The 19,336-nt window shown below is 28.5% G+C and carries 19 protein-coding genes; 2 read left to right on the top strand and 17 right to left on the bottom strand.

Features of this window, described 5'->3' with window-relative positions; translation table 11 throughout:
- Positions 1 to 66 precede the first annotated feature (66 nt).
- From secF to NG918_RS08245, 10 genes are all read right to left on the bottom strand, one after another.
- Positions 67 to 957 (bottom strand): protein translocase subunit SecF, encoded by an 891-nt coding sequence (gene secF, locus NG918_RS08200; RefSeq protein WP_252225566.1) that lies wholly within the window; start codon positions 955 to 957, stop codon positions 67 to 69.
- Complete coding sequence (secD, locus tag NG918_RS08205) at positions 950 to 2,206, bottom strand: protein translocase subunit SecD (protein ID WP_252212494.1); 1,257 nt, start codon at positions 2,204 to 2,206, stop codon at positions 950 to 952. The genes secF and secD overlap by 8 nt, the downstream gene beginning before the upstream one ends.
- A 234-nt stretch (positions 2,207 to 2,440) precedes the next feature.
- Entirely contained in the window at positions 2,441 to 2,815 is a 375-nt protein-coding gene (locus NG918_RS08210; RefSeq protein WP_252212495.1) for a TIGR04086 family membrane protein, read from the bottom strand.
- Between the two features lie 61 nt (positions 2,816 to 2,876).
- Positions 2,877 to 3,152 carry a preprotein translocase subunit YajC gene (yajC, locus tag NG918_RS08215; RefSeq protein ID WP_252212496.1) on the bottom strand — a complete coding sequence of 92 codons (276 nt, stop codon included), beginning with the start codon at positions 3,150 to 3,152 and terminating at the stop codon, positions 2,877 to 2,879.
- A gap of 107 nt (positions 3,153 to 3,259) precedes the next feature.
- Entirely contained in the window at positions 3,260 to 4,399 is a 1,140-nt protein-coding gene (tgt, locus tag NG918_RS08220) for a tRNA guanosine(34) transglycosylase Tgt (RefSeq protein ID WP_252212497.1), read from the bottom strand.
- A 143-nt stretch (positions 4,400 to 4,542) separates the two neighbouring features.
- Complete coding sequence (gene queA, locus NG918_RS08225) at positions 4,543 to 5,568, bottom strand: tRNA preQ1(34) S-adenosylmethionine ribosyltransferase-isomerase QueA (protein ID WP_252212498.1); 1,026 nt, start codon at positions 5,566 to 5,568, stop codon at positions 4,543 to 4,545.
- Between the two features lie 18 nt (positions 5,569 to 5,586).
- Positions 5,587 to 6,621 (bottom strand): Holliday junction branch migration DNA helicase RuvB, encoded by a 1,035-nt coding sequence (ruvB, locus tag NG918_RS08230; protein WP_252212499.1) that lies wholly within the window; start codon positions 6,619 to 6,621, stop codon positions 5,587 to 5,589.
- A gap of 35 nt (positions 6,622 to 6,656) precedes the next feature.
- Positions 6,657 to 7,253 (bottom strand): Holliday junction branch migration protein RuvA, encoded by a 597-nt coding sequence (ruvA, locus tag NG918_RS08235; protein WP_252212500.1) that lies wholly within the window; start codon positions 7,251 to 7,253, stop codon positions 6,657 to 6,659.
- Positions 7,254 to 7,423: 170 nt separating this feature from the next.
- On the bottom strand, positions 7,424 to 8,005 hold the full coding sequence (locus NG918_RS08240; protein WP_012424791.1) for a hypothetical protein: 582 nt from the start codon (positions 8,003 to 8,005) through the stop codon (positions 7,424 to 7,426).
- A gap of 134 nt (positions 8,006 to 8,139) precedes the next feature.
- Positions 8,140 to 9,009, bottom strand: coding sequence for a radical SAM/SPASM domain-containing protein (locus NG918_RS08245; RefSeq protein ID WP_252225567.1), 870 nt, complete (start codon positions 9,007 to 9,009; stop codon positions 8,140 to 8,142).
- A 225-nt stretch (positions 9,010 to 9,234) separates the two neighbouring features.
- Here NG918_RS08245 and NG918_RS08250 point away from each other — a divergent pair, with 225 nt between their 5' ends.
- Positions 9,235 to 10,320 carry a glycerol dehydrogenase gene (locus NG918_RS08250; protein ID WP_252212503.1) on the top strand — a complete coding sequence of 362 codons (1,086 nt, stop codon included), beginning with the start codon at positions 9,235 to 9,237 and terminating at the stop codon, positions 10,318 to 10,320.
- Between the two features lie 114 nt (positions 10,321 to 10,434).
- Here NG918_RS08250 and speB read toward each other — a convergent pair whose 3' ends face one another.
- From speB to speD, 6 genes are all read right to left on the bottom strand, one after another.
- Positions 10,435 to 11,280 (bottom strand): agmatinase, encoded by an 846-nt coding sequence (speB, locus tag NG918_RS08255; RefSeq protein WP_252212504.1) that lies wholly within the window; start codon positions 11,278 to 11,280, stop codon positions 10,435 to 10,437.
- A 43-nt stretch (positions 11,281 to 11,323) separates the two neighbouring features.
- On the bottom strand, positions 11,324 to 12,463 hold the full coding sequence (gene nspC, locus NG918_RS08260; RefSeq protein WP_252212505.1) for a carboxynorspermidine decarboxylase: 1,140 nt from the start codon (positions 12,461 to 12,463) through the stop codon (positions 11,324 to 11,326).
- 235 nt (positions 12,464 to 12,698) lie between these two features.
- Positions 12,699 to 13,898: a saccharopine dehydrogenase family protein gene (locus NG918_RS08265; protein ID WP_252212506.1), complete on the bottom strand. Its 1,200-nt coding sequence runs from the start codon at positions 13,896 to 13,898 to the stop codon at positions 12,699 to 12,701.
- A gap of 54 nt (positions 13,899 to 13,952) precedes the next feature.
- On the bottom strand, positions 13,953 to 14,816 hold the full coding sequence (gene speE / locus NG918_RS08270; RefSeq protein WP_252225568.1) for a polyamine aminopropyltransferase: 864 nt from the start codon (positions 14,814 to 14,816) through the stop codon (positions 13,953 to 13,955).
- Positions 14,817 to 16,274 (bottom strand): aminotransferase class I/II-fold pyridoxal phosphate-dependent enzyme, encoded by a 1,458-nt coding sequence (locus tag NG918_RS08275; RefSeq protein WP_252225569.1) that lies wholly within the window; start codon positions 16,272 to 16,274, stop codon positions 14,817 to 14,819.
- A 16-nt stretch (positions 16,275 to 16,290) separates the two neighbouring features.
- Positions 16,291 to 17,109: an adenosylmethionine decarboxylase gene (gene speD, locus NG918_RS08280; protein WP_252212509.1), complete on the bottom strand. Its 819-nt coding sequence runs from the start codon at positions 17,107 to 17,109 to the stop codon at positions 16,291 to 16,293.
- 530 nt (positions 17,110 to 17,639) lie between these two features.
- Between speD and NG918_RS08285 the strand changes: the two genes are divergently transcribed.
- Entirely contained in the window at positions 17,640 to 17,975 is a 336-nt protein-coding gene (locus NG918_RS08285; protein WP_252212510.1) for a hypothetical protein, read from the top strand.
- 524 nt (positions 17,976 to 18,499) lie between these two features.
- Here the strand turns inward: NG918_RS08285 and NG918_RS08290 are convergent.
- Positions 18,500 to 19,240 (bottom strand): YebC/PmpR family DNA-binding transcriptional regulator, encoded by a 741-nt coding sequence (locus NG918_RS08290; RefSeq protein WP_252212511.1) that lies wholly within the window; start codon positions 19,238 to 19,240, stop codon positions 18,500 to 18,502.
- Positions 19,241 to 19,336 lie beyond the last annotated feature (96 nt).

Raw genomic sequence — 19,336 nt, forward strand, 5'->3', positions numbered from 1 at the left:
TTTTTGGTCTATTATTTTCTTTCATGTGCCTTAAATTAAAAGTCATATTTAATTTTATATAAATGTTTAAACTCTTTGTAGTTTCTTATTATTTGCTTTAATTTTGCCATTTCCAAGTTTATTTTTAAGATAAACCCATACTGGAGAAGCTACAAATATTGAAGAATAAGCACCTGCAACTATTCCTATAATAAGTGGAACAGTAAATTCTCTAACTGTTGGTACAAATATATTCACAGCAATTATTGTAAATAACGTTGTAAGGGTTGTATTTATAGATCTTGTCATAGTTTCTGTTAAGCTTGTATTAGCTATTTCTATTGAATTTGCTCTTCTCATAATCTTAGAATTTTCTCTTATTCTATCAAATATTACTATTGTATCATTCATAGAATAACCTATTATAGTAAGAATTGCTGCAATAAAAGAAGTATTTACTGGTATTCCAAAAATAGCATATACACTTACTGTTATTAATACATCATGTATTGTTGCTATTAAAGCTGCAACACCAAACTTAAATTCAAATCTTATTGCTATATATATAAGCATAACTATACATGCAACAAATAATGCTATCAATGAATTTTTTGTTAATTCCTTACCTATTGAAGCACCTATTTCTTGTTGATTAAGTAGTGCATCATCAGCTAAATCATACTTTTCTTTTAATTCAGTCATTATAGATGATACTTTTTCACTATCTAAATCTCCTGATTTTACTTCATATTGATTATCATTTATTGTATTTGTGACAGCATCTGCTGCGTAAGTTTTTATTGTATTATCTACCTCTTGCTTATCTACACCATCTTTTAATTGAATTGTTAATTGAGTACCACCCTTAAAATCTATTCCAAAGTTTAATCCTTTAGTAAACAAAAATCCACATCCAACTAAAATTATAATTAGAGAAATTGAAAGCCATATCTTTGATTTTTCTATTATTTTAAACATGTTCTTCCTCCCTCTTAACTCCAAAATGAGGTAATTTTTTTAGCAATCCTATATCAACTGATAAATTGACAAGTAATTTTGTTACAAATAATGATGTGAATAAACTTACAACTATACCTATCATTAAAGTAACTGCAAAACCTTTAACAGTTCCTGATCCAATGAAATATAAAATTAATCCTGCTAAAATTGTTGTTACATTTGAATCTACTATTGAAGAAAGGGCATTTTCAAATCCTTTTTTTACTGATGTCTTTATTGATATACCTTTTTTCAATTCTTCTTTTATTCTTTCAAAAATAAGCACATTTGCATCAACTGCCATACCTATTGTAAGAAGTAATGCTGCTATTCCTGGAAGTGTTAAAGTTACTCCAATTTCAGAGAATATTAATAATGTAATAGTGATATATAATGTTAACGCTATACTAGCTAATATTCCTGGAACTCTGTAATATAAAATCATAAATAAGAATACTAACCCTATTCCTATTGCTCCTGCCTTTAAAGCATTTGGAAGCGCTGTAGCTCCAAGTTGTGCTCCAACATTTTGTACTGAAGCAGCTTTAACAGTAACAGGTAATGCTCCTGAATTTATTATTCCAGCTAATTTCTTAGCATCTTCTAAACTAGTGCTTCCTGTTATTATTGCACTACCATCTGTAATTTGAGTTTGTACTGTAGGACTAGTTAAAAGCTCATCATCCATATAAACTGAAATTTTTTGTCCTACATATTTTCCTGTTGCTTCAGCAAATGCTTTTTGACCATCGTCATTTAGTTCTAATGATACAACTGGATTTCCATCTTGTTGATTAAGAATTGCTGATGCTTTTTTAACATCTTTACCAGTAAGAATTTCTTCACCTTCTGGACTTTTAAAAACCAAGTTTCCTGATTTACTTAAACTCTCTACAATTTCTTGAGAATCAAAGGCACCTGGAATATCAACCCTTATTCTTCTTTCTCCTTCTGTCGTTACAATAGTTTCAGCTACACCCATCTTATTAACTCTTAAAGAGATGTGCTCTTTTGTACTGTCTAATTGTTCCTTTGTAACTTTATCTTCTTGAATTTCCATTAACACAGAAACTCCACCTTGTAAGTCGAGACCTTTTTTTATAACATCATTAAAAGATTTAATTTCCCATCCGCCTACTACAAATCCTTTAAATCCTGAAAAAGCTAAAAAAAGTGTTACAAGAACCATTACCACGAATAATGCTGAACTTTTTCCTTTTTTCTTCATTTTAATCCCCCTCTGCTAAATAAACAGCTATTATAGTTTTATAAATTAAACTTCACTTAGTTTTTTATTATGTAAAACTACTATTTTAAATATAAGTCTTGGCTAGTAAATTGAAGATACATTTATCCTCATATTAAACCAAAACTTATACTTTTCTCTAAAATTGATTGTTCAATATATTTCCAACCAAAATGATTATATCACATTAAAAATTCTTAATAAAGATTTTTATATTTATAAATTTATACCTAGCATGCCTGCTAAGAATCCAATCCCCATAGAAATTGCAAATTTAGCTAAATCAAAAATTTTAAATGTTATTGCTCCGCTTATGTAACTTGAAATTATAAATAAAGCCATATAGTATATTATGCCTATTCCAAGTCCTACTAACCATCCTTTAGACTTATTAGCTTTAGCCCCAATTATAGAACCAATAGCTAAACTTATTAAGGATATTATTACATACAGCATACTAAATATACTTGGTGTAAATTCCACTATCTTCATAAGTAAAGATAAGACAACTGCACCAACAAAACTTAATATTACTGCTCCAATGGAGCCTTTGCAAACAGATCTCAAATAATTATTATTGTTATTTTGCATTTTAAAACAACACCTCCTAATACTTCATTTTATGAAGCATCAAGAGGCATTATGATTGATTTTATTTATTTAACTTATATGATATTCCACTTTTTGAAAGCTTTATTCTAGTTTTTGCTGCACTTGTTTCAATAACTATATTTTCATCATCAATATTTACTATTTTGCCGATGATTCCACCTCTTGTCATAATTTCATCTTTAACTTTCAATTCACTTATCATATTACCATATTGTTTTTTCTTCTTCTTTTCTGGTAAAATAAGTAAGAAATAAAATACAACGAAAACAACCAAAAATGGTAGTACATTCATAAGTATTGCACCTATATTATTCATCTTTTACCTCCATAAATTTATCAATAAAACATAGTATTATTGATTTTTTGTGATTTATTCCATGATAGATAGTTTACATTTTTTTAGATATATTGTCAATTAAACTATCATTTTCTTTCTTCCCATGCTTGTATTTTCTTATTTTTAAATTCCTTGAAATATCCGCCATCAATGGCATCTCTTACTTCTTGCATTAAGTTGTTATAGAAATATAAGTTATGTAATACACATAATCTCATAGCTAACATTTCTTTTGCTTTAAATAGATGTCTTATATATGCTCTTGTATAATGCTTGCATGCTGGACATTGACATCCTTCTTCTATAGGCTTTGCATCTAATTCATGCTTTGCATTCATTAAATTAAGCTTACCTTCGTTAGTATACACATTGCCATGTCTACCATTTCTTGCTGGAAGTACGCAATCAAAGAAATCAACGCCTCTATCAATAGCCTCTAATATATTGCTTGGTGTTCCAACTCCCATCAAATATATAGGTTTATCTTCTGGAAGATATGGTGCAACAGCATCTATAATTCTATACATATCTTCATGGCTCTCTCCAACAGCAAGCCCTCCAATTGCATACCCATCTAAATCCATTTTAACAATTTCTTTAGCATGTGCTATTCTTATGTCTTCATATGTTCCACCTTGATTTATTCCAAATAACATTTGTTCATTATTTATTGTATTTGGAAGTGAATTTAATCTATCCATTTCATTTTTACATCTTTCAAGCCATCTTGTAGTTCTTGCTACTGATCTTTCAACATATTCTCTTGTTGAAGGATTTGGTATACATTCATCAAAAGCCATTGCAATAGTAGATGCTAAATTACTTTGAATTTGCATTGATTCTTCTGGTCCCATGAAGATTTTTCTTCCATCTATATGAGAATTAAAGTAAACACCTTCTTCTTTTATTTTTCTCATAGCTGAAAGTGAAAAAACTTGGAATCCACCTGAATCAGTAAGTATTGGTCTATCCCAATTCATAAATTTGTGTAATCCGCCCAACTTATTAACAACCTTATCTGTAGGTCTTAAATGTAGATGGTATGTATTAGATAATTCAACTTGACATCCAATTTCTTTTAAATCCATACTTGATACTGCACCTTTTATAGCTGCTAATGTACCTACATTCATAAATACTGGGGTTTGTATAGTCCCATGAGGAGTTACAAATTCTCCTCTTCTAGCTTTTCCATCCTTTTTTAATAAAGTATATCTTTTACTCACAAGCGTCACCTCTTAATTATAATTTTTAGAAATCTTCCTTAATAGTATTAGGAAAATTAATTAGAGCTATTTATTTTTTAGCTCTTTATTTATAATTGAGACACTTGACTATGTCACCTCATCAATGTACTCAAAAATTATTATTATTTTATAAACATAGCATCTCCAAAAGAGAAAAATCTATATCTTTCTTTTACAGCTTCTTCATATGCATTCATTACATGTTCTTTTCCTGCTAAAGTTGAAACAAGCATTATTAATGTAGATTCTGGTAAGTGGAAATTAGTTATTAACCTATCAACTACTTTAAATTTATATCCTGGATATATAAAGATATTAGTCCACCCACTTGTTTCTTTTACATTACCATTTTCATCTGCTATTGTTTCTAAAGTTCTAGTAGATGTTGTACCTACTGAAATAACCCTATTGCCTCTTTTTTTAGTTGCATTTATTATTTCAGCATCTTCTTTTGAAAGATGATAATATTCTGAATGCATTTCATGATCTTCTATAGTTTCTACTTTAACTGGTCTAAATGTTCCAAGACCAACATGTAAAGTTACATAAGCAATATTAATACCTTTATCTCTTATTTTCCCTAATAATTCTTCAGTAAAATGAAGACCTGCCGTTGGTGCTGCTGCTGATCCATTTTCTTTAGAATATACTGTTTGATATCTTTCTCTATCTTCTAATCTTTCGTGAATATAAGGTGGTAATGGCATTTCTCCTAAAGAATCTAATACTTCTTCAAATATACCATCATAATAGAATTCTACTATTCTATTTCCATCTTCTTTAACTTCTACTACTTCAGCTTTTAATTTTCCTTCACCAAAAGTAAATCTTTTTCCTACCCTTGCTGATTTTCCTGGCTTAGCTAAGCATTCCCATCTATCTTTTTCTACTCTTTTTAATAGTAAAAATTCTATTTTTCCACCAGTTCCTTCTTTTTCACCAATTAATCTAGCTGGCATTACTCTTGTATTATTTAATACTAAAGTATCACCTTCATTTAAATAATCTATAATGTCATAAAAATTCTTATGAGATATTTCCCCTGTTTCTTTATCCAAAACCATAAGTCTTGAAGTATCTCTTTTTTCTAAAGGATGTTGAGCTATCAATTCCTCTGGTAAATAAAAATCGAAGTCTTTTACGTTCATTGTTATCGCGTCTCCTAACTATTTAAAAAAACTTGTTTGTCCTTTATTTGAATTGTTATTTTTATTATTAACTCTTCCTAAATGTTTATAAGCTTTATCACTTGCAATTCTTCCTCTTGGAGTTCTTACTATAAACCCTTTTTGAAGTAAATAAGGTTCATAAACATCCTCAATCGTACCTAATTCTTCACCTATAAAATAAGATAAAGTTTCTATTCCAACTGGTCCACCATTAAAGTTATCTATAATTGCTTCTAATATTTTATTATCAACCTTATCAAACCCTTGATTATCTACTTCTAGTAATTCTAATGCATCTCTTGCTTCTTTTAAAGAAATTACTTTATTAGATTTTACTTCTGAGTAATCTCTAACTCTTTTTAATAATCTATTAGCTATTCTAGGAGTTCCTCTAGATCTACTTGCAATTTCTAAAGCTCCCTCTTCAGTAATTTTACATCCAAATACAGCCGCACTTCTTATTACAATTTCCTTTAATTGAATTTCATCATAATATTCCATTGCACAAAGTACACCAAATCTATCTCTTAATGGAGATGTTAGCATTCCGATTCTAGTAGTTGCACCTATCAATGTAAATTTTGGTAAATCAAGTCTTATAGATTTAGCAGCCGCACCCTTACCAATAACAATGTCTAATGCATAATCTTCCATAGCAGGATATAAAATTTCTTCAACACTTCTATTTAATCTATGTATTTCATCAATAAATAAAACATCATAATCTTTTAATGTCGTTAATATAGCTGCTAAATCTCCTGCCCTCTCTATTGCTGGACCTGATGTTATTTTTAAATCTCCAGTCATTTCCTTGGCAATAATATTAGCTAAAGTAGTCTTTCCAAGTCCAGGTGGACCATATAAAAGCACATGGTCAAGGGCTTCTTTTCTATTTCTAGCGGCCTTTATAAATATATTTAATCTTTCTTTTACTTTATCTTGACCTATATATTCATTTATTTTTTGAGGTCTTAAGCTAAGTTCAGAATTTCCATCTTCAAACATTTCAGCTGGAGTTACTATTCTTTCCATAAATACACCCCCATTTACATACTAAATACTTTATTTTAACCCATTAACTTAACTAATGCACTTTTTATTATATTTTCAACACTTTCAGATTTATCCACTTCTTTAAGAGCTTTTTCCGCTTCTTTTTCTGTATATCCTAAAGAAATTAACGCACTCAATGCTTCTGAAATAGCAAGTGAATTATCTACAGTTACATCATCAAATTCATCTATACAATTCAATAACTCATCTGGTTTCAACTTATCTTTTAATTCTAGTATAATTCTAGCTGCAGTCTTTTTTCCTATCCCAACACCTCTGCAAAGATGTTTTTCATCACCAGTAATTATTGCATATTTTAAATTATTTAAACGACTTATAGATAATAATGATAAAGCAGCCTTAGCTCCAACACCATTTATACTAAGTAATAGTTTAAACATATCTAATTCTTCTAAAGATTCAAAACCATATAATCCTATAAAGTCTTCTCTTACAATTTGTTCAATATATAATTTTATTTTTTCACCACAGCATGGCATTGAAGACATAGTTGCACCTGAAGTAAATATCTTATATCCTATTCCATTATTTTCAACAACGATATAATCTTTATTTATTCCCATATATTCACCTTTTATATATTCATACATCCAAAACAATCCCCCTATAGTTTTAAATAAAAAAATCGTCAAGACGACTTTGAAACCTAACTTATACTTTACCATTTTATAAGAAATCTTTCAATTAAAAATACAATCAAAAAAGTTATACTATTGCTAATATAAATTCAACAACGGCATAACTCTTTAAAACATAAACATTATGATATTAATTCAGATACACTTTCTTCGGCTTCATCTTTTGTATTGTATTTAAGTTCAAAATTCTTTATTTTAGACTTATCTACATCACGTAAATTTTCTATTGGTTTATTATCTAAAAAAACATCTTCACTATTTTTTATAGATGCATTCCCTTTTTCATCTGTCTGATATATAGCTAAATATCCATCTTTTTCACCAATGTAATATTTATTAGGTTCTAATGCATTTGAAGTATCTCTCTTAAACATAATTTGACTATTGGATGTAAGATCTAACGCATACCCACTATTTTTTAATATTTTTATTAATTCCTCTTTAGTTAGATCACCATCTATGTTTAACTGTTGTTTTATTTGAGCAACAGTCATATCACTCTCTTTTTTATCACCAGCAAATAGCGCTACCTTAACACTATCTTCTAGTTTATTTATCTCAACATCTGTATTAACTTTTTCTTGTGAAGTTTGAAGTAAATTTTTATTATTAACAGATTTATCTACTAAATAATAAGTTAAAGAAAATATAATTGCTAACATTAAAATACATATAACAGATAACTTTTTCTTGTTGTATTTCATATTCATCACTCCTTACTAGAAGCATTGACCAAATTTATCATATTTATTCACATTATTACTATTTTAGTAATTGTTTGGTGCACTTTGCTTATGCACATATAAACAACATATTAAAAGCACAAATTCCTTGTATATTATCTTACTCTATTTATAAATCCACACTTTTTACACAACTCTTCTACTGCAACTCTTCTTGAAAAACCATCATACATATCTCTAGCTCGTTTAGAATTTAAAATTTCTTCTAAATCACTTTTGAATATATTGCCAAGTGGTATATTACCTTCGCTATCTAGACAGCATGGTACAACTGTTCCATCTACTAATATCCCTATTTGATCTCTTAATCCATAGCAAAAAGCTCTTTCTCCTAACTCTTCACTATTAATTGATGGCCATTTAAATTTTTCCCCCATGCTTAAATATACATTTTTAGAAAGTTTAACACTATTTTTTTCCCTTAATATATCTTTTAAGTTATAGTCTAATTTAAATATTTCTTCAAGAACACTATATATGTCTATATTCATATCATTACTTGCTTTATATCTTGTATCTAAATTCCACAATCTTAATGAACAAATTATATTACTTTTTTCTGTAGCTTCTTCACAAAAACTTACTATATTTTCTATATATTCTTCAAATTTTATTTCCTTATTATTAGCTTCAAAACTATGAAGTGAAATATTTACTTGTCTTAATGCTGGTGATTTAATCAATATATCCTTCACATCATTTATTAATGTTCCATTTGTAGTAATATTAGCTTTTATTTTATACTTATTACTTAAATCTAAAAACTTTTCAAGATTAGAATTTAAAAATGGCTCACCCATTAAATGAAAATAAACATAATCACTATATGGTTTTACAGATTTTAAAACATGTTCAAAAGATTCCTCATCCATAAATTTTAATTTTCTACTTGTCTTGGGGCAAAAATTGCATTCTAAATTGCAAATATTAGTTATTTCTATATATACTCTTTTAAATTTTCTCATTAATTTTATTCACCTTTTCAATCGTTTTAATAATGATATTATACTAAATTTATTATATAACTTTCTATAAATAATCACAAAAAACGCACTAAACTAAAAAGAAATAAGTTGAAAGTATATACACAATACTTTTTAAATTATTAAAATTTGTAACATAAACCATATTCTGAATTATATATGCTATACTAGAGTTATATTATTTTATATATTTTAGGAGGGATAATCATGGCAAATATTATCATTTCACCAGGTAAATATGTTCAAGGAAATGGCGAACTTGAAAATATAGCAACACACACTAATAATTTAGGAGATAACTTTTTTGTAATCATTAGTACCTCTGGAATGAAGAGGGTATCTAATACTATAAAGAATAGTTTTTCTAATAGCGATGAAAATTTAACATTTGAAATATTTAATGGAGAATGCTCAGAAACTGAAATAATGAGATTACAAAAATCATTTAAAGAAAATAATTGTAATGTTGTTATAGGAATAGGTGGAGGTAAAATTTTAGACACTGCTAAAGCTGTAGCATATTATGAAGATGTTCCTGTAGTAATAGCTCCAACTATTGCTTCTACAGATGCTCCTTGTAGTGCATTGTCTGTTATTTATAAAGATAACGGTATTTTTGATAAATACTTACTATTAAAGAAAAATCCTGACGTTGTATTAGTAGATACAAAAATTATAGTTAATGCTCCTTCAAGATTGTTAATTTCTGGCATGGGAGATGCACTAGCAACTTATTTTGAGGTGAGAGCTTGCAAAAGAGCCAATAGTTTAAATTTATGTGGAGGACATATAACTCTTGCTGCTGAAACTCTTGCTTATTCATGTTACAAAACATTATTATCAGAAGGATATAAAGCTAAGCTTGCTGTTAGTAACAATGTTGTTACTAAATCAGTTGAAAATATTGTAGAGGCAAACACATTATTAAGTGGTTTAGGTTTCGAAAGTGGTGGTTTATCTGCTGCACATGCAATCCATAATGGGTTTACAATTTTAAAAGAATGTCATGATTTATACCATGGTGAAAAAGTTGCCTTTGGTACAATAACACAATTAGTATTAGAAAATGCTCCTATTGAAGAAATTAGAGAAGTTATAAACTTCTGTAAATCACTTGGTCTTCCAACTAATTTATCTGAGATGGGAATTAAAAATATTGATAAAGATGATATAATGAGAGTTGCCGAAGCTTGCTGTGCTGAAGGTGAAACTATTCACAATATGCCATTTGAAGTTACCCCTTATGATGTATATGCTGCTATTTTAACAGCTAATAAATTAGGACGAGCTTAATAATAATTAAGCATTAAGTTTTATATAAAACATAAGCAAAAAAGTGCAGATTAACGAAATAAAATTCATTATTCTACACTTTTTCATTTTAAGTTACTATAAATTAAAAATTTGTTAATATATACTAAGTAACAATTCTCTTAATACTTTGCAAGCTAATGCTGTTGAACTTCCACTTTTATCATATATAGGACAAAGTTCATTTATATCCATTCCTACAATATTTAACTTACTTATCTTTAATATTGCTTTTAACAAATCCATAAAAGTAACCCCACCAGCTTCTGGAGTTCCTGTTCCCGGAAATACTGATGGATCTAATACATCTAAATCTAATGTAAAATAGACTGGCTTTCCTTTTAATTTATCAACAATCTCTGCAAGTTGATTAAAATTAAATTTATTCGTAAAAACATGATCTCTTCCCCAATAAATTTCTTGTTTTTCTCCTGATCTTATTCCAAATTGAAATATTTTATTATCTCCAACTATATCCCACACTCTATGCATAACTGTTGCATGAGATAATTTTTGTCCTAGATAATCATTTCTTAAGTCTGCATGAGCATCAAAATGTATAACATGGACATCAGGATATTTTTTGTTTATAGCTTTAAATGCACCTAAGGTTACTAAATGTTCCCCACCAATCATGCATGGTATTTTATTGTCATTAACTATTTTAGATGTAAATTTTTCAATATCATTTAATGCATTTTCTGGATTTCCAAAACTAAGTTCTAAATCTCCTCCATCAAAAACACATATATCTTCTAAATCCTTATCTTGATATGTACTATAAGTTTCAATTCCAAAAGACTCACTTCTCATTGCTTTACTAGCAAATCTTGTTCCTGGTCTAAATGATGTTGTTGAATCAAATGGTGCTCCAAAAATAACTATTTTTGATTCATCGTAATTATTGTCACATCCTATAAAAGTCTCTACATTCTTATTCATAATTCTCTAAATCCTTTCTAGCATAAAATGTAATTTAATTTTTTTATAATCGTGATTTAAAATCTTCATATCCAAATTTTTTTATAACTTCTATTCCTTTTTCTTCACTATATTTAACTATTGAAGGTAAGTTTATTCCATTAAAAGTATTATTTTTAACCATTGAATAAATAGCCATATCACAAAACACTAGCTTATCCCCTACTTTCAAGGGCTTTTTAAAAGAATAATCTCCTATTATATCTCCTGCAAGACAAGTTGGAGCACCTAACCTATATGTATGTTCATACTGATTTGGCATACCTGAATTTATAATATGAGGTCTATATGGCATTTCAAGTACATCTGGCATATGGCAAGCTGCTGATGTATCTACTATTGCAATATTCATTCCGTTTTTTATTACATCTAAAATAGTACATACTAGAAATCCACTGTTTAAAGCTACTGCTTCACCAGGTTCTAAATAAATATCAATTTCATATTTATTTTTCATATATAAAATTGTTTCTATTAGAGTCTCAATATCATAATCTTCTCTTGTTATATGGTGTCCACCACCAAAATTCAACCATTTCATATTTTTAATGTACTTACCGAATTTTTCATCAACAACTTTAATGGTACGAGCTAAAGTATCTGAATTTTGTTCACACATAGTATGAAAATGTAATCCATCTATTCCTTCAAGTTCTTCTGGTTCAAAATTTTCTAAAGTAACTCCCATTCTGGAATTTTCAAAACAAGGATTATATATATCTGTTTCTATCTCTGAATACTCTGGATTTATACGAATTCCACATTCTATTCTCTTATCCTTATATTTTTTTACTTTATCCTTATAAAGTCTCCATTGATTGAAAGAATTAAATACTATATGATCACAATACTTCATTATTTCATCAAATTCATCTTCTCTGTATGCTGGAGAAAATATATGTACTTGTCTTCCCATCTCCTCATATCCAAGTCTAGCTTCAAAAAGCGAACTTGAAGTAACCCCTTTTAAGTATTTACCTATTAAAGGGAATGTAGAATACATAGAAAAGGCTTTTGTTGCAAGAATAATATTAGCACCTGTCTCCTTTTGAACATAATCTAGTTTTTCTAAATTCTTTTTTAAAAGTCTTTCATCAATCAAATAACATGGTGATGGCAATTTATTTAAATCTATATCATTCATAAAATATATCCCTCCTAATTTTAAATTTACGCTATGTTTTAGTAAAATTTTGATGGATTAAGTAGTTGAATTTAATAATATTAAATTAACCAAATATTATTTTGTTTTTTATATTAAGAATGATGAAGAAAATTTATCTCTTCATCATTCTTAAAATGTATATCTATACAAACTATATTGTTCTTAATTAAGATTACTAAAGTTTAAATATATCAAAACTCTACTAAAACATAACTTACTTAATTAAAGTTGGATTAAAATCTTCTTGCCATGGTAATCCCCATTTATTTAATTCCTCCATAAATGGATCTGGATTAAATTCTTCTATATTGTGAACACCTGGTTTATTCCATAACCCTCTTAATATCATACTTGCGCCAATCATAGCTGGAACTCCTGTTGTATAAGAAATAGCTTGCGATCCAACTTCCTTATAACATTCTTCATGATCACATACATTATATATATAGTAAGTTTTTTCTACTCCATCCTTAACGCCTTGGAATATACATCCTATATTAGTTTTTCCTTTAGTTCTTGGACCTAATGATGCTGGATCTGGTAAAACAGCTTTTAAAAATTGTAATGGAACTATTTTTTGTCCTTCAAATTCAATTGGTTCAATAGATGTCATACCAACATTTTCAAGTACTTTTAAATGAGTTATATATTTTTCTGAGAAAGTCATCCAAAATCTAATTTTCTTTATTCCTTTAATATTAATAGCTAAAGATTCTAATTCTTCATGGTGTAATAAATACATATCCTTTGGTCCTATTTCTGGAAAATTATAAACTTCTTTTAATTCAAGAGGTTCTGTTTCTACCCAATTACCATTTTCCCAATAGCTTCCATTAGCTGTAATTTCTCTAATATTAATTTCCGGATTAAAATTAGTTGCAAAAGGGTACCCATGATCTCCTGCATTAGCATCTAAAATATCAATATAGTTTATTTCATCAAAATAGTGTTTTTGAGCATAAGCACTGAATACGCCTGTAACTCCTGGATCAAAGCCACTACCAAGTAAAGCTATTATTCCTGCTTCTTCAAATTTCTTTTTATACGCCCATTGCCATTTATATTCAAATTTAGCTGTATCAAGTGGCTCATAATTAGCTGTATCTACATAATGAGTTTTTGTTGCTAAACATGCATCCATAATAGTTAAATCTTGATATGGAAGTGCAAGATTTATTACAACATCTGGTTTAAACTTTTCTATAAGAGAGATAAGTTCATCTACATTATCAGCATCAACCTTTGCTGTTTGTATCTTAGTCTTTCCACCCTCTAATTTAGTTTTTAATGCATCACATTTTGATAATGTTCTACTTGCAATACATATTTCTTCAAAAACATCTGAATTTTGACAACACTTATGAATTGCTACACTAGCAACTCCTCCAGCGCCAATAATTAAAGCTCTTCCCATTTTTAATTCCTCCAATTCATTCATGTAAATATAGTTTTCTCTTTTTATTTTTTTCTATTCCTTATCTTCATTATATTCATTAAGTAGTTCCTTTACATAAGTAGGTAACGCAAAACATCCCACATGAAGATCTGTATTATAATATTTTGTTTTTATTCCTAATTTATTCCATAACTCTGCATCAAGATCTTCAATTGGATCATATTTTTTAGAAGCAAATCCAAATAACCAATGTCCTGATGGGTAAGTTGGGATATGCGCTTGATAAACTTTGTTTACTTTAAATAATCCTTGTATTTTTTCATGGGCATCTTTCATTGATTTTGCATAATATTCATAATATGGACTTTCATGTTGATTAACTAATATTCCATCTTTACCTAATGCTTTATAACAATTCCCATAAAATTCTTTAGTAAATAGTCCTTCTCCTGGTCCAAATGGATCAGTTGAATCTACTATTATCAAATCATATTCATTTTCTTTATTACGAACAAATCTTAAACCATCTTCGTACACAATATTAACTCTCTCTTCATCAAGCTTGCATGCTGTTTTAGGTAAATACTTTTTACATACCTCAACAACTCTTTCATCTATTTCAACCATATCTATTTTTTCTATGGTTTTATATCTTGTAAGCTCTCTTATAGTTCCTCCATCACCTGCACCGATAACCAAAACATTTTTTATATTAGGATTAGTTGCCATAGGAACATGAACTATCATATCATGATATATGAATTCATCCTTTTCAGTTACCATCATTAAGCCATCTAATGTAAAAATTCTTCCAAATTCCCTTGATTCTAAAATATCAATTCTTTGAAAATCACTTTGTTCACTATATAATTCTCTATCAACTCTAATTGAAAATTTTACATCTTCTGTATGCTTTTCTGTATACCATAATTCCATTTATTCTGCCTCCACTACATTAATCTTTTCAATTTTTGAATCTTCTGTTCCGGTTAAAAAACATCCCTTTTCTTTTGCATAATTTATATAGTCTAAAATTTCTTTAGTTATTTTTTCACCTGGCGCAAGAATAGGAATTCCTGGTGGATAACACATCACAAATTCAGCGCATACTTTACCAACACTTTCATTCATAGGTATAGAATTTTTTGAAGAATAAAATGCTTCTTGAGGCGTAAGTATAACTTCTGGATTTATATATTCATGGTCAAACATACCTGCTTTATCTTTCGAATGTAACCTCTTGATTTCTGATAATGCTGAGATTAGTCTTTCTATGGTTAAAGCTCCATCTCCAACAGATATAATGGCAAGTATATTGGCAATATCTCCAAACTCTATTTGTATTCCATATTCATCTCTTAAAATATCGTATACTTCTATACCAGCAAGTCCTATATCCCTAGTAAATATAGATAACTTAGTTCTATCAAAATCAAAAACAGTATCATTATCTATAAGTTCTTCTGAAAAAGCATAATATCCATCTATTTTGTTTATTTCATCTCTAGCATACTGAGCAATATTTTTTACCTTATTAAAAATTTCTTTTCCATTAAGCACAAGATCTCTTCTTGCTAAATCTAAAGATGACATTAAAAGATACGAACCACTTGTTGTTTGAGTTAAATTAATTATTTGTCTTACATATCCAATACGTAAATCACAATTTAAAAGTAAAAATGAACTTTGTGTTAATGAACCACCCGTCTTATGCATACTAACAGCAGCCATATCTGCCCCAGCATCTATTGCTGATACAGGCATATCTTCTCCAAAATAAAAATGAGTTCCATGTGCTTCATCTACTAAAACATACATTCCATGTTCATGAGCTAATTTAGTAATCTCTCTTAAATTAGAACAAATACCATAGTAAGTTGGATTATTTACAAGTACAGCCTTTGCATCTGGATTTTCTTTAATTGCTCTTTTTACATCTTCAACAGACATCCCAAGAGGTATGCCTAATTTTTTATTAACACCTGGATTTATATAAACAGGTATAGCACCACTAATTACCAAAGAATTTATAGCACTTCTATGAACATTACGAGGCATTATAACCTTTTCGCCTCTCTTACAAACACTCATAACCATTGCTTGTACTGCTGATGTAGTTCCATTCACCATAAAAAAAGCATGTTTGGCGCCAAAAGCATCAGCTGCAAGTTTCTCTGCCTCTTTTATAACTGATACTGGATGACAAAGATTATCCAATGGTTTCATTGAATTTACATCAACAGAAAGACACTGTTCGCCTAAAAATTCTTTTAACATAGGATTTCCTCGTCCTTGCTTATGTCCTGGTACATCAAAAGGTACAACTCTTGCTTTTTTATACTTCATCAAAGCTTCATAAATAGGAGACTTTGAGTGAGATTCCTTATCTTTCATTTTCCAATCCCCCTCATTAATATATATTAGTTCCACTGAAAATCTCTATCATCTCTTTACGCAAATTGTTTTCAATTTCAAGCCTTTGTTTTGGCTTGATTTCATAAACATCCCTATTAAAAAGATAATTTTGAAGTTCAATTTCTTTAATTAACATTTTTGTATGAAATATGTTTGATTGATATACATTTATATCCATCGCATCATATTTATTTAAAGTGCTTTCATCAATATAATCTTGTATTGATGTTATCTTATGATCTATAAATAGCTTTTTTCCATCAACATCTCGAGTAAAACCTCTAACACGATAATCAATTGTTATAATATCTGAATCAAAGCTTCCAATAAGATAATTTAATGCATTTAATGGAGAAACTTCTCCACAAGTAGATACATCAATATCTACACGAAAAGTAGCAATTGAATTATCTGGGTGATATTCTGGATAAGTATGTACTGTTACATGACTTTTATCTAAATGACCTACAACAGTATCTCTAGTCTTTAAAATATCAATTTGTCCAAGATTACATGATTTATCTATTTCCTTTACTGCAAGTGTTTCTTCTGATATTAATATTGTTACACTTGCTCCTTGAGGATCATAATCTTGTTTTGAAATATTAAGTACATGAGCACCTATCATATCAGTTACATCACACAAAATATTTGTAAGTCTTTCTGAATTGTATTGCTCATCAATATAAGCAATATAGTCCTTTTGCTCTCGCTCACTTTTTGCATAGCATACATCATAGATGTTAAAGCTAAGTGTTTTTGTGAGGTTGTTAAAGCCGTATAATTTCAGCTTGTTTTCCAACCCTAACATCACAACCTTTCTCTATAAAAATAACACTTTATTGTTTAATTAATATATACTTATTTTTTCAGTAAGCATATGTAAAAATGCTACAAAATTATTCTATAATCTGCATGTTTTTTAGAAATTCTTACAAATACTTAACTTTTAGTTTAGCTATTCTTAATCTTTTATCTTGTACATTTTACTATATTTTAATTTTAATTACTACTGTTTTTTAAATTTTTTCCCACTTTTTTTTTAATAACTTGTAATAAGTTCAAGATTTTCAAAAATAATTTATTATTTTAATTGTTAATTAATCATGTAAACTTCTTCATCCTGCAAATCTTGTCAAGAACAAAATCGTCAAGGTGACTTTAGAGCCGTCGATTTTTTTTAGTCATGCACCCTTTCCAAATGCAATGCAAGAATAATGGTGCAGCATATAATTATTTTTTATTTATAATTCATATAGTGTTTATAATATTATATCAACACTATATGATATAATATATTATGTGTTTATAAAAATATAAATAATAAAAAGGGGGTAAATTTATATGAATAAAGATTATATTAATGCATTAGATGCTGCTAAAGAATATAATTTATATTTAAAAGTAGTTACATCAGTAAAATCTTTTGATACATACAATAGCTTTTTCAATATATTTGATCAATATGATGATGCTTGTAGACGAATTGTAGTATTAACAAAATATGAAAACTTAGAAGAAATTTATGAAGAAGATCCAACTCAAGAAGTTGATTCTAGTAAAATAATAGATGGATGCATATATCTTAAAAGTGCGTCATTACTTACAAGACCTGATAAAATTGATTGTAGTAACATGGTAGTAGCTAAAAATTTAGTAGAAGATTTAGTAAATAGTTGATATTTTATTCTAAAATATCAACATTATTTCAACAAGTATCTATTATTTTCTTATTTCTCAGAAATCATATTTATTATTTGTTTATATATGATCGCATATAATCTTTGCAACCCTATTTATTTCATAATAATTTAAGAATCTAGATTGTCATTAATATTATAAGCATAAGATTCAAAATTATCCTATCCTATATAAATATTAGAATAATCGACCAATTCACTATAATATATATCAGAACTATTAAGCTTTTAGATTAAAATTAAAAGTATTATTTTTTACACAAAATTGACATTATGTTGTAACAATTGATCTATATAATAATCAATATAAAGAAATTACTAATTAAATACCCCTTTTATAATCATAACTTTCAATTTTCAGAGTAACTTGCCATCCCCATTAGCAAGTTACTTTTTAATTTAAAACATAGCCTTAATTTTATGCAAAAAAGCACCTTTAATATCAATGTGAATTCTCATTGATATTAAAGGTGTTCTTATTTCAATGTAATGTTACTTAGCTTTTTATTCTTCCCATCCTTCTGGGAACTCAGCATTGTGGTAAACTTCTTGAACATCATCATCATCATCAAGTAAGTCTAACATCTTTTGGAACTTCTTAGCATCATCTTCATTAATTGCTGTGTATGTATCTGGAATCATTTTAACATCAGCTTCTAAGAACTCAATTCCAGCTGCTTCTAATGCTTCTCTTACTGTTCCAAAATCTTCTGGAGTTGTTGTAACTACAAATACTTCTTCTTCATCAGCGTTGAAATCTTCTGCTCCAGCATCTAATGCAAGCATCATCATTTCGTCTTCGTCTTTATCAGCTCTTTCAATTACAAGTTCGCCTTTTTCTTGGAACATGAATCCTACACATCCTAATGTACCCATGTTTCCGCCACCTTTTGTGAAAGCGCTTCTTACATTACCAGCTGATCTATTTTTATTATCAGTAAGTGTTTCAACAATTACAGCTACTCCACTAGGGCCATAACCTTCATAAACTATATTTTCAAAATTAACTTCTCCTAACTCACCTGATGCTTTTTTAATTGATCTTGTTATAGTATCATTAGGCATATTAGCAGCTTTTGCTTTTGCAATAACATCTCTTAATCTATTGTTTATTTCTGGACTAGGTCCACCATTTTTAACAGCTACCATTAATTCTTTACCTATTTTGGTAAAAATTTTACCTCTTTTTGCATCTGTTTTGCCCTTCTTAGCTTGAATATTATGCCACTTTGAGTGTCCTGACATATTGTTTTCCTCCTTACTTTAATTTAAGGCTATGTTTTAGCAGAGTGTTGATATATGCATAAGAAAAGTGAGCGAAGTAATTGAACTTAGGAATGC

It is taken from the genome of Clostridium sp. ZBS2, assembly GCF_023845855.1.
Lineage (GTDB): Bacteria > Bacillota > Clostridia > Clostridiales > Clostridiaceae > Clostridium > Clostridium aquiflavi.

Coding starts and splice junctions, on each gene's coding strand:
- secF (WP_252225566.1), bottom strand. CDS start 957: ATGTTTAAAATAATAGAAAAATCAAAGATATGGCTTTCAATTTCTCTA.
- secD (WP_252212494.1), bottom strand. CDS start 2,206: ATGAAGAAAAAAGGAAAAAGTTCAGCATTATTCGTGGTAATGGTTCTT.
- NG918_RS08210 (WP_252212495.1), bottom strand. CDS start 2,815: ATGCAAAATAACAATAATAATTATTTGAGATCTGTTTGCAAAGGCTCC.
- yajC (WP_252212496.1), bottom strand. CDS start 3,152: ATGAATAATATAGGTGCAATACTTATGAATGTACTACCATTTTTGGTT.
- queA (WP_252212498.1), bottom strand. CDS start 5,568: ATGAACGTAAAAGACTTCGATTTTTATTTACCAGAGGAATTGATAGCT.
- ruvB (WP_252212499.1), bottom strand. CDS start 6,621: ATGGAAAGAATAGTAACTCCAGCTGAAATGTTTGAAGATGGAAATTCT.
- ruvA (WP_252212500.1), bottom strand. CDS start 7,253: ATGTATGAATATATAAAAGGTGAATATATGGGAATAAATAAAGATTAT.
- NG918_RS08240 (WP_012424791.1), bottom strand. CDS start 8,005: ATGAAATACAACAAGAAAAAGTTATCTGTTATATGTATTTTAATGTTA.
- NG918_RS08245 (WP_252225567.1), bottom strand. CDS start 9,009: ATGAGAAAATTTAAAAGAGTATATATAGAAATAACTAATATTTGCAAT.
- NG918_RS08250 (WP_252212503.1), top strand. CDS start 9,235: ATGGCAAATATTATCATTTCACCAGGTAAATATGTTCAAGGAAATGGC.
- speB (WP_252212504.1), bottom strand. CDS start 11,280: ATGAATAAGAATGTAGAGACTTTTATAGGATGTGACAATAATTACGAT.
- nspC (WP_252212505.1), bottom strand. CDS start 12,463: ATGAATGATATAGATTTAAATAAATTGCCATCACCATGTTATTTGATT.
- NG918_RS08265 (WP_252212506.1), bottom strand. CDS start 13,898: ATGGGAAGAGCTTTAATTATTGGCGCTGGAGGAGTTGCTAGTGTAGCA.
- speE (WP_252225568.1), bottom strand. CDS start 14,816: ATGGAATTATGGTATACAGAAAAGCATACAGAAGATGTAAAATTTTCA.
- NG918_RS08275 (WP_252225569.1), bottom strand. CDS start 16,274: ATGAAAGATAAGGAATCTCACTCAAAGTCTCCTATTTATGAAGCTTTG.
- NG918_RS08285 (WP_252212510.1), top strand. CDS start 17,640: ATGAATAAAGATTATATTAATGCATTAGATGCTGCTAAAGAATATAAT.
- NG918_RS08290 (WP_252212511.1), bottom strand. CDS start 19,240: ATGTCAGGACACTCAAAGTGGCATAATATTCAAGCTAAGAAGGGCAAA.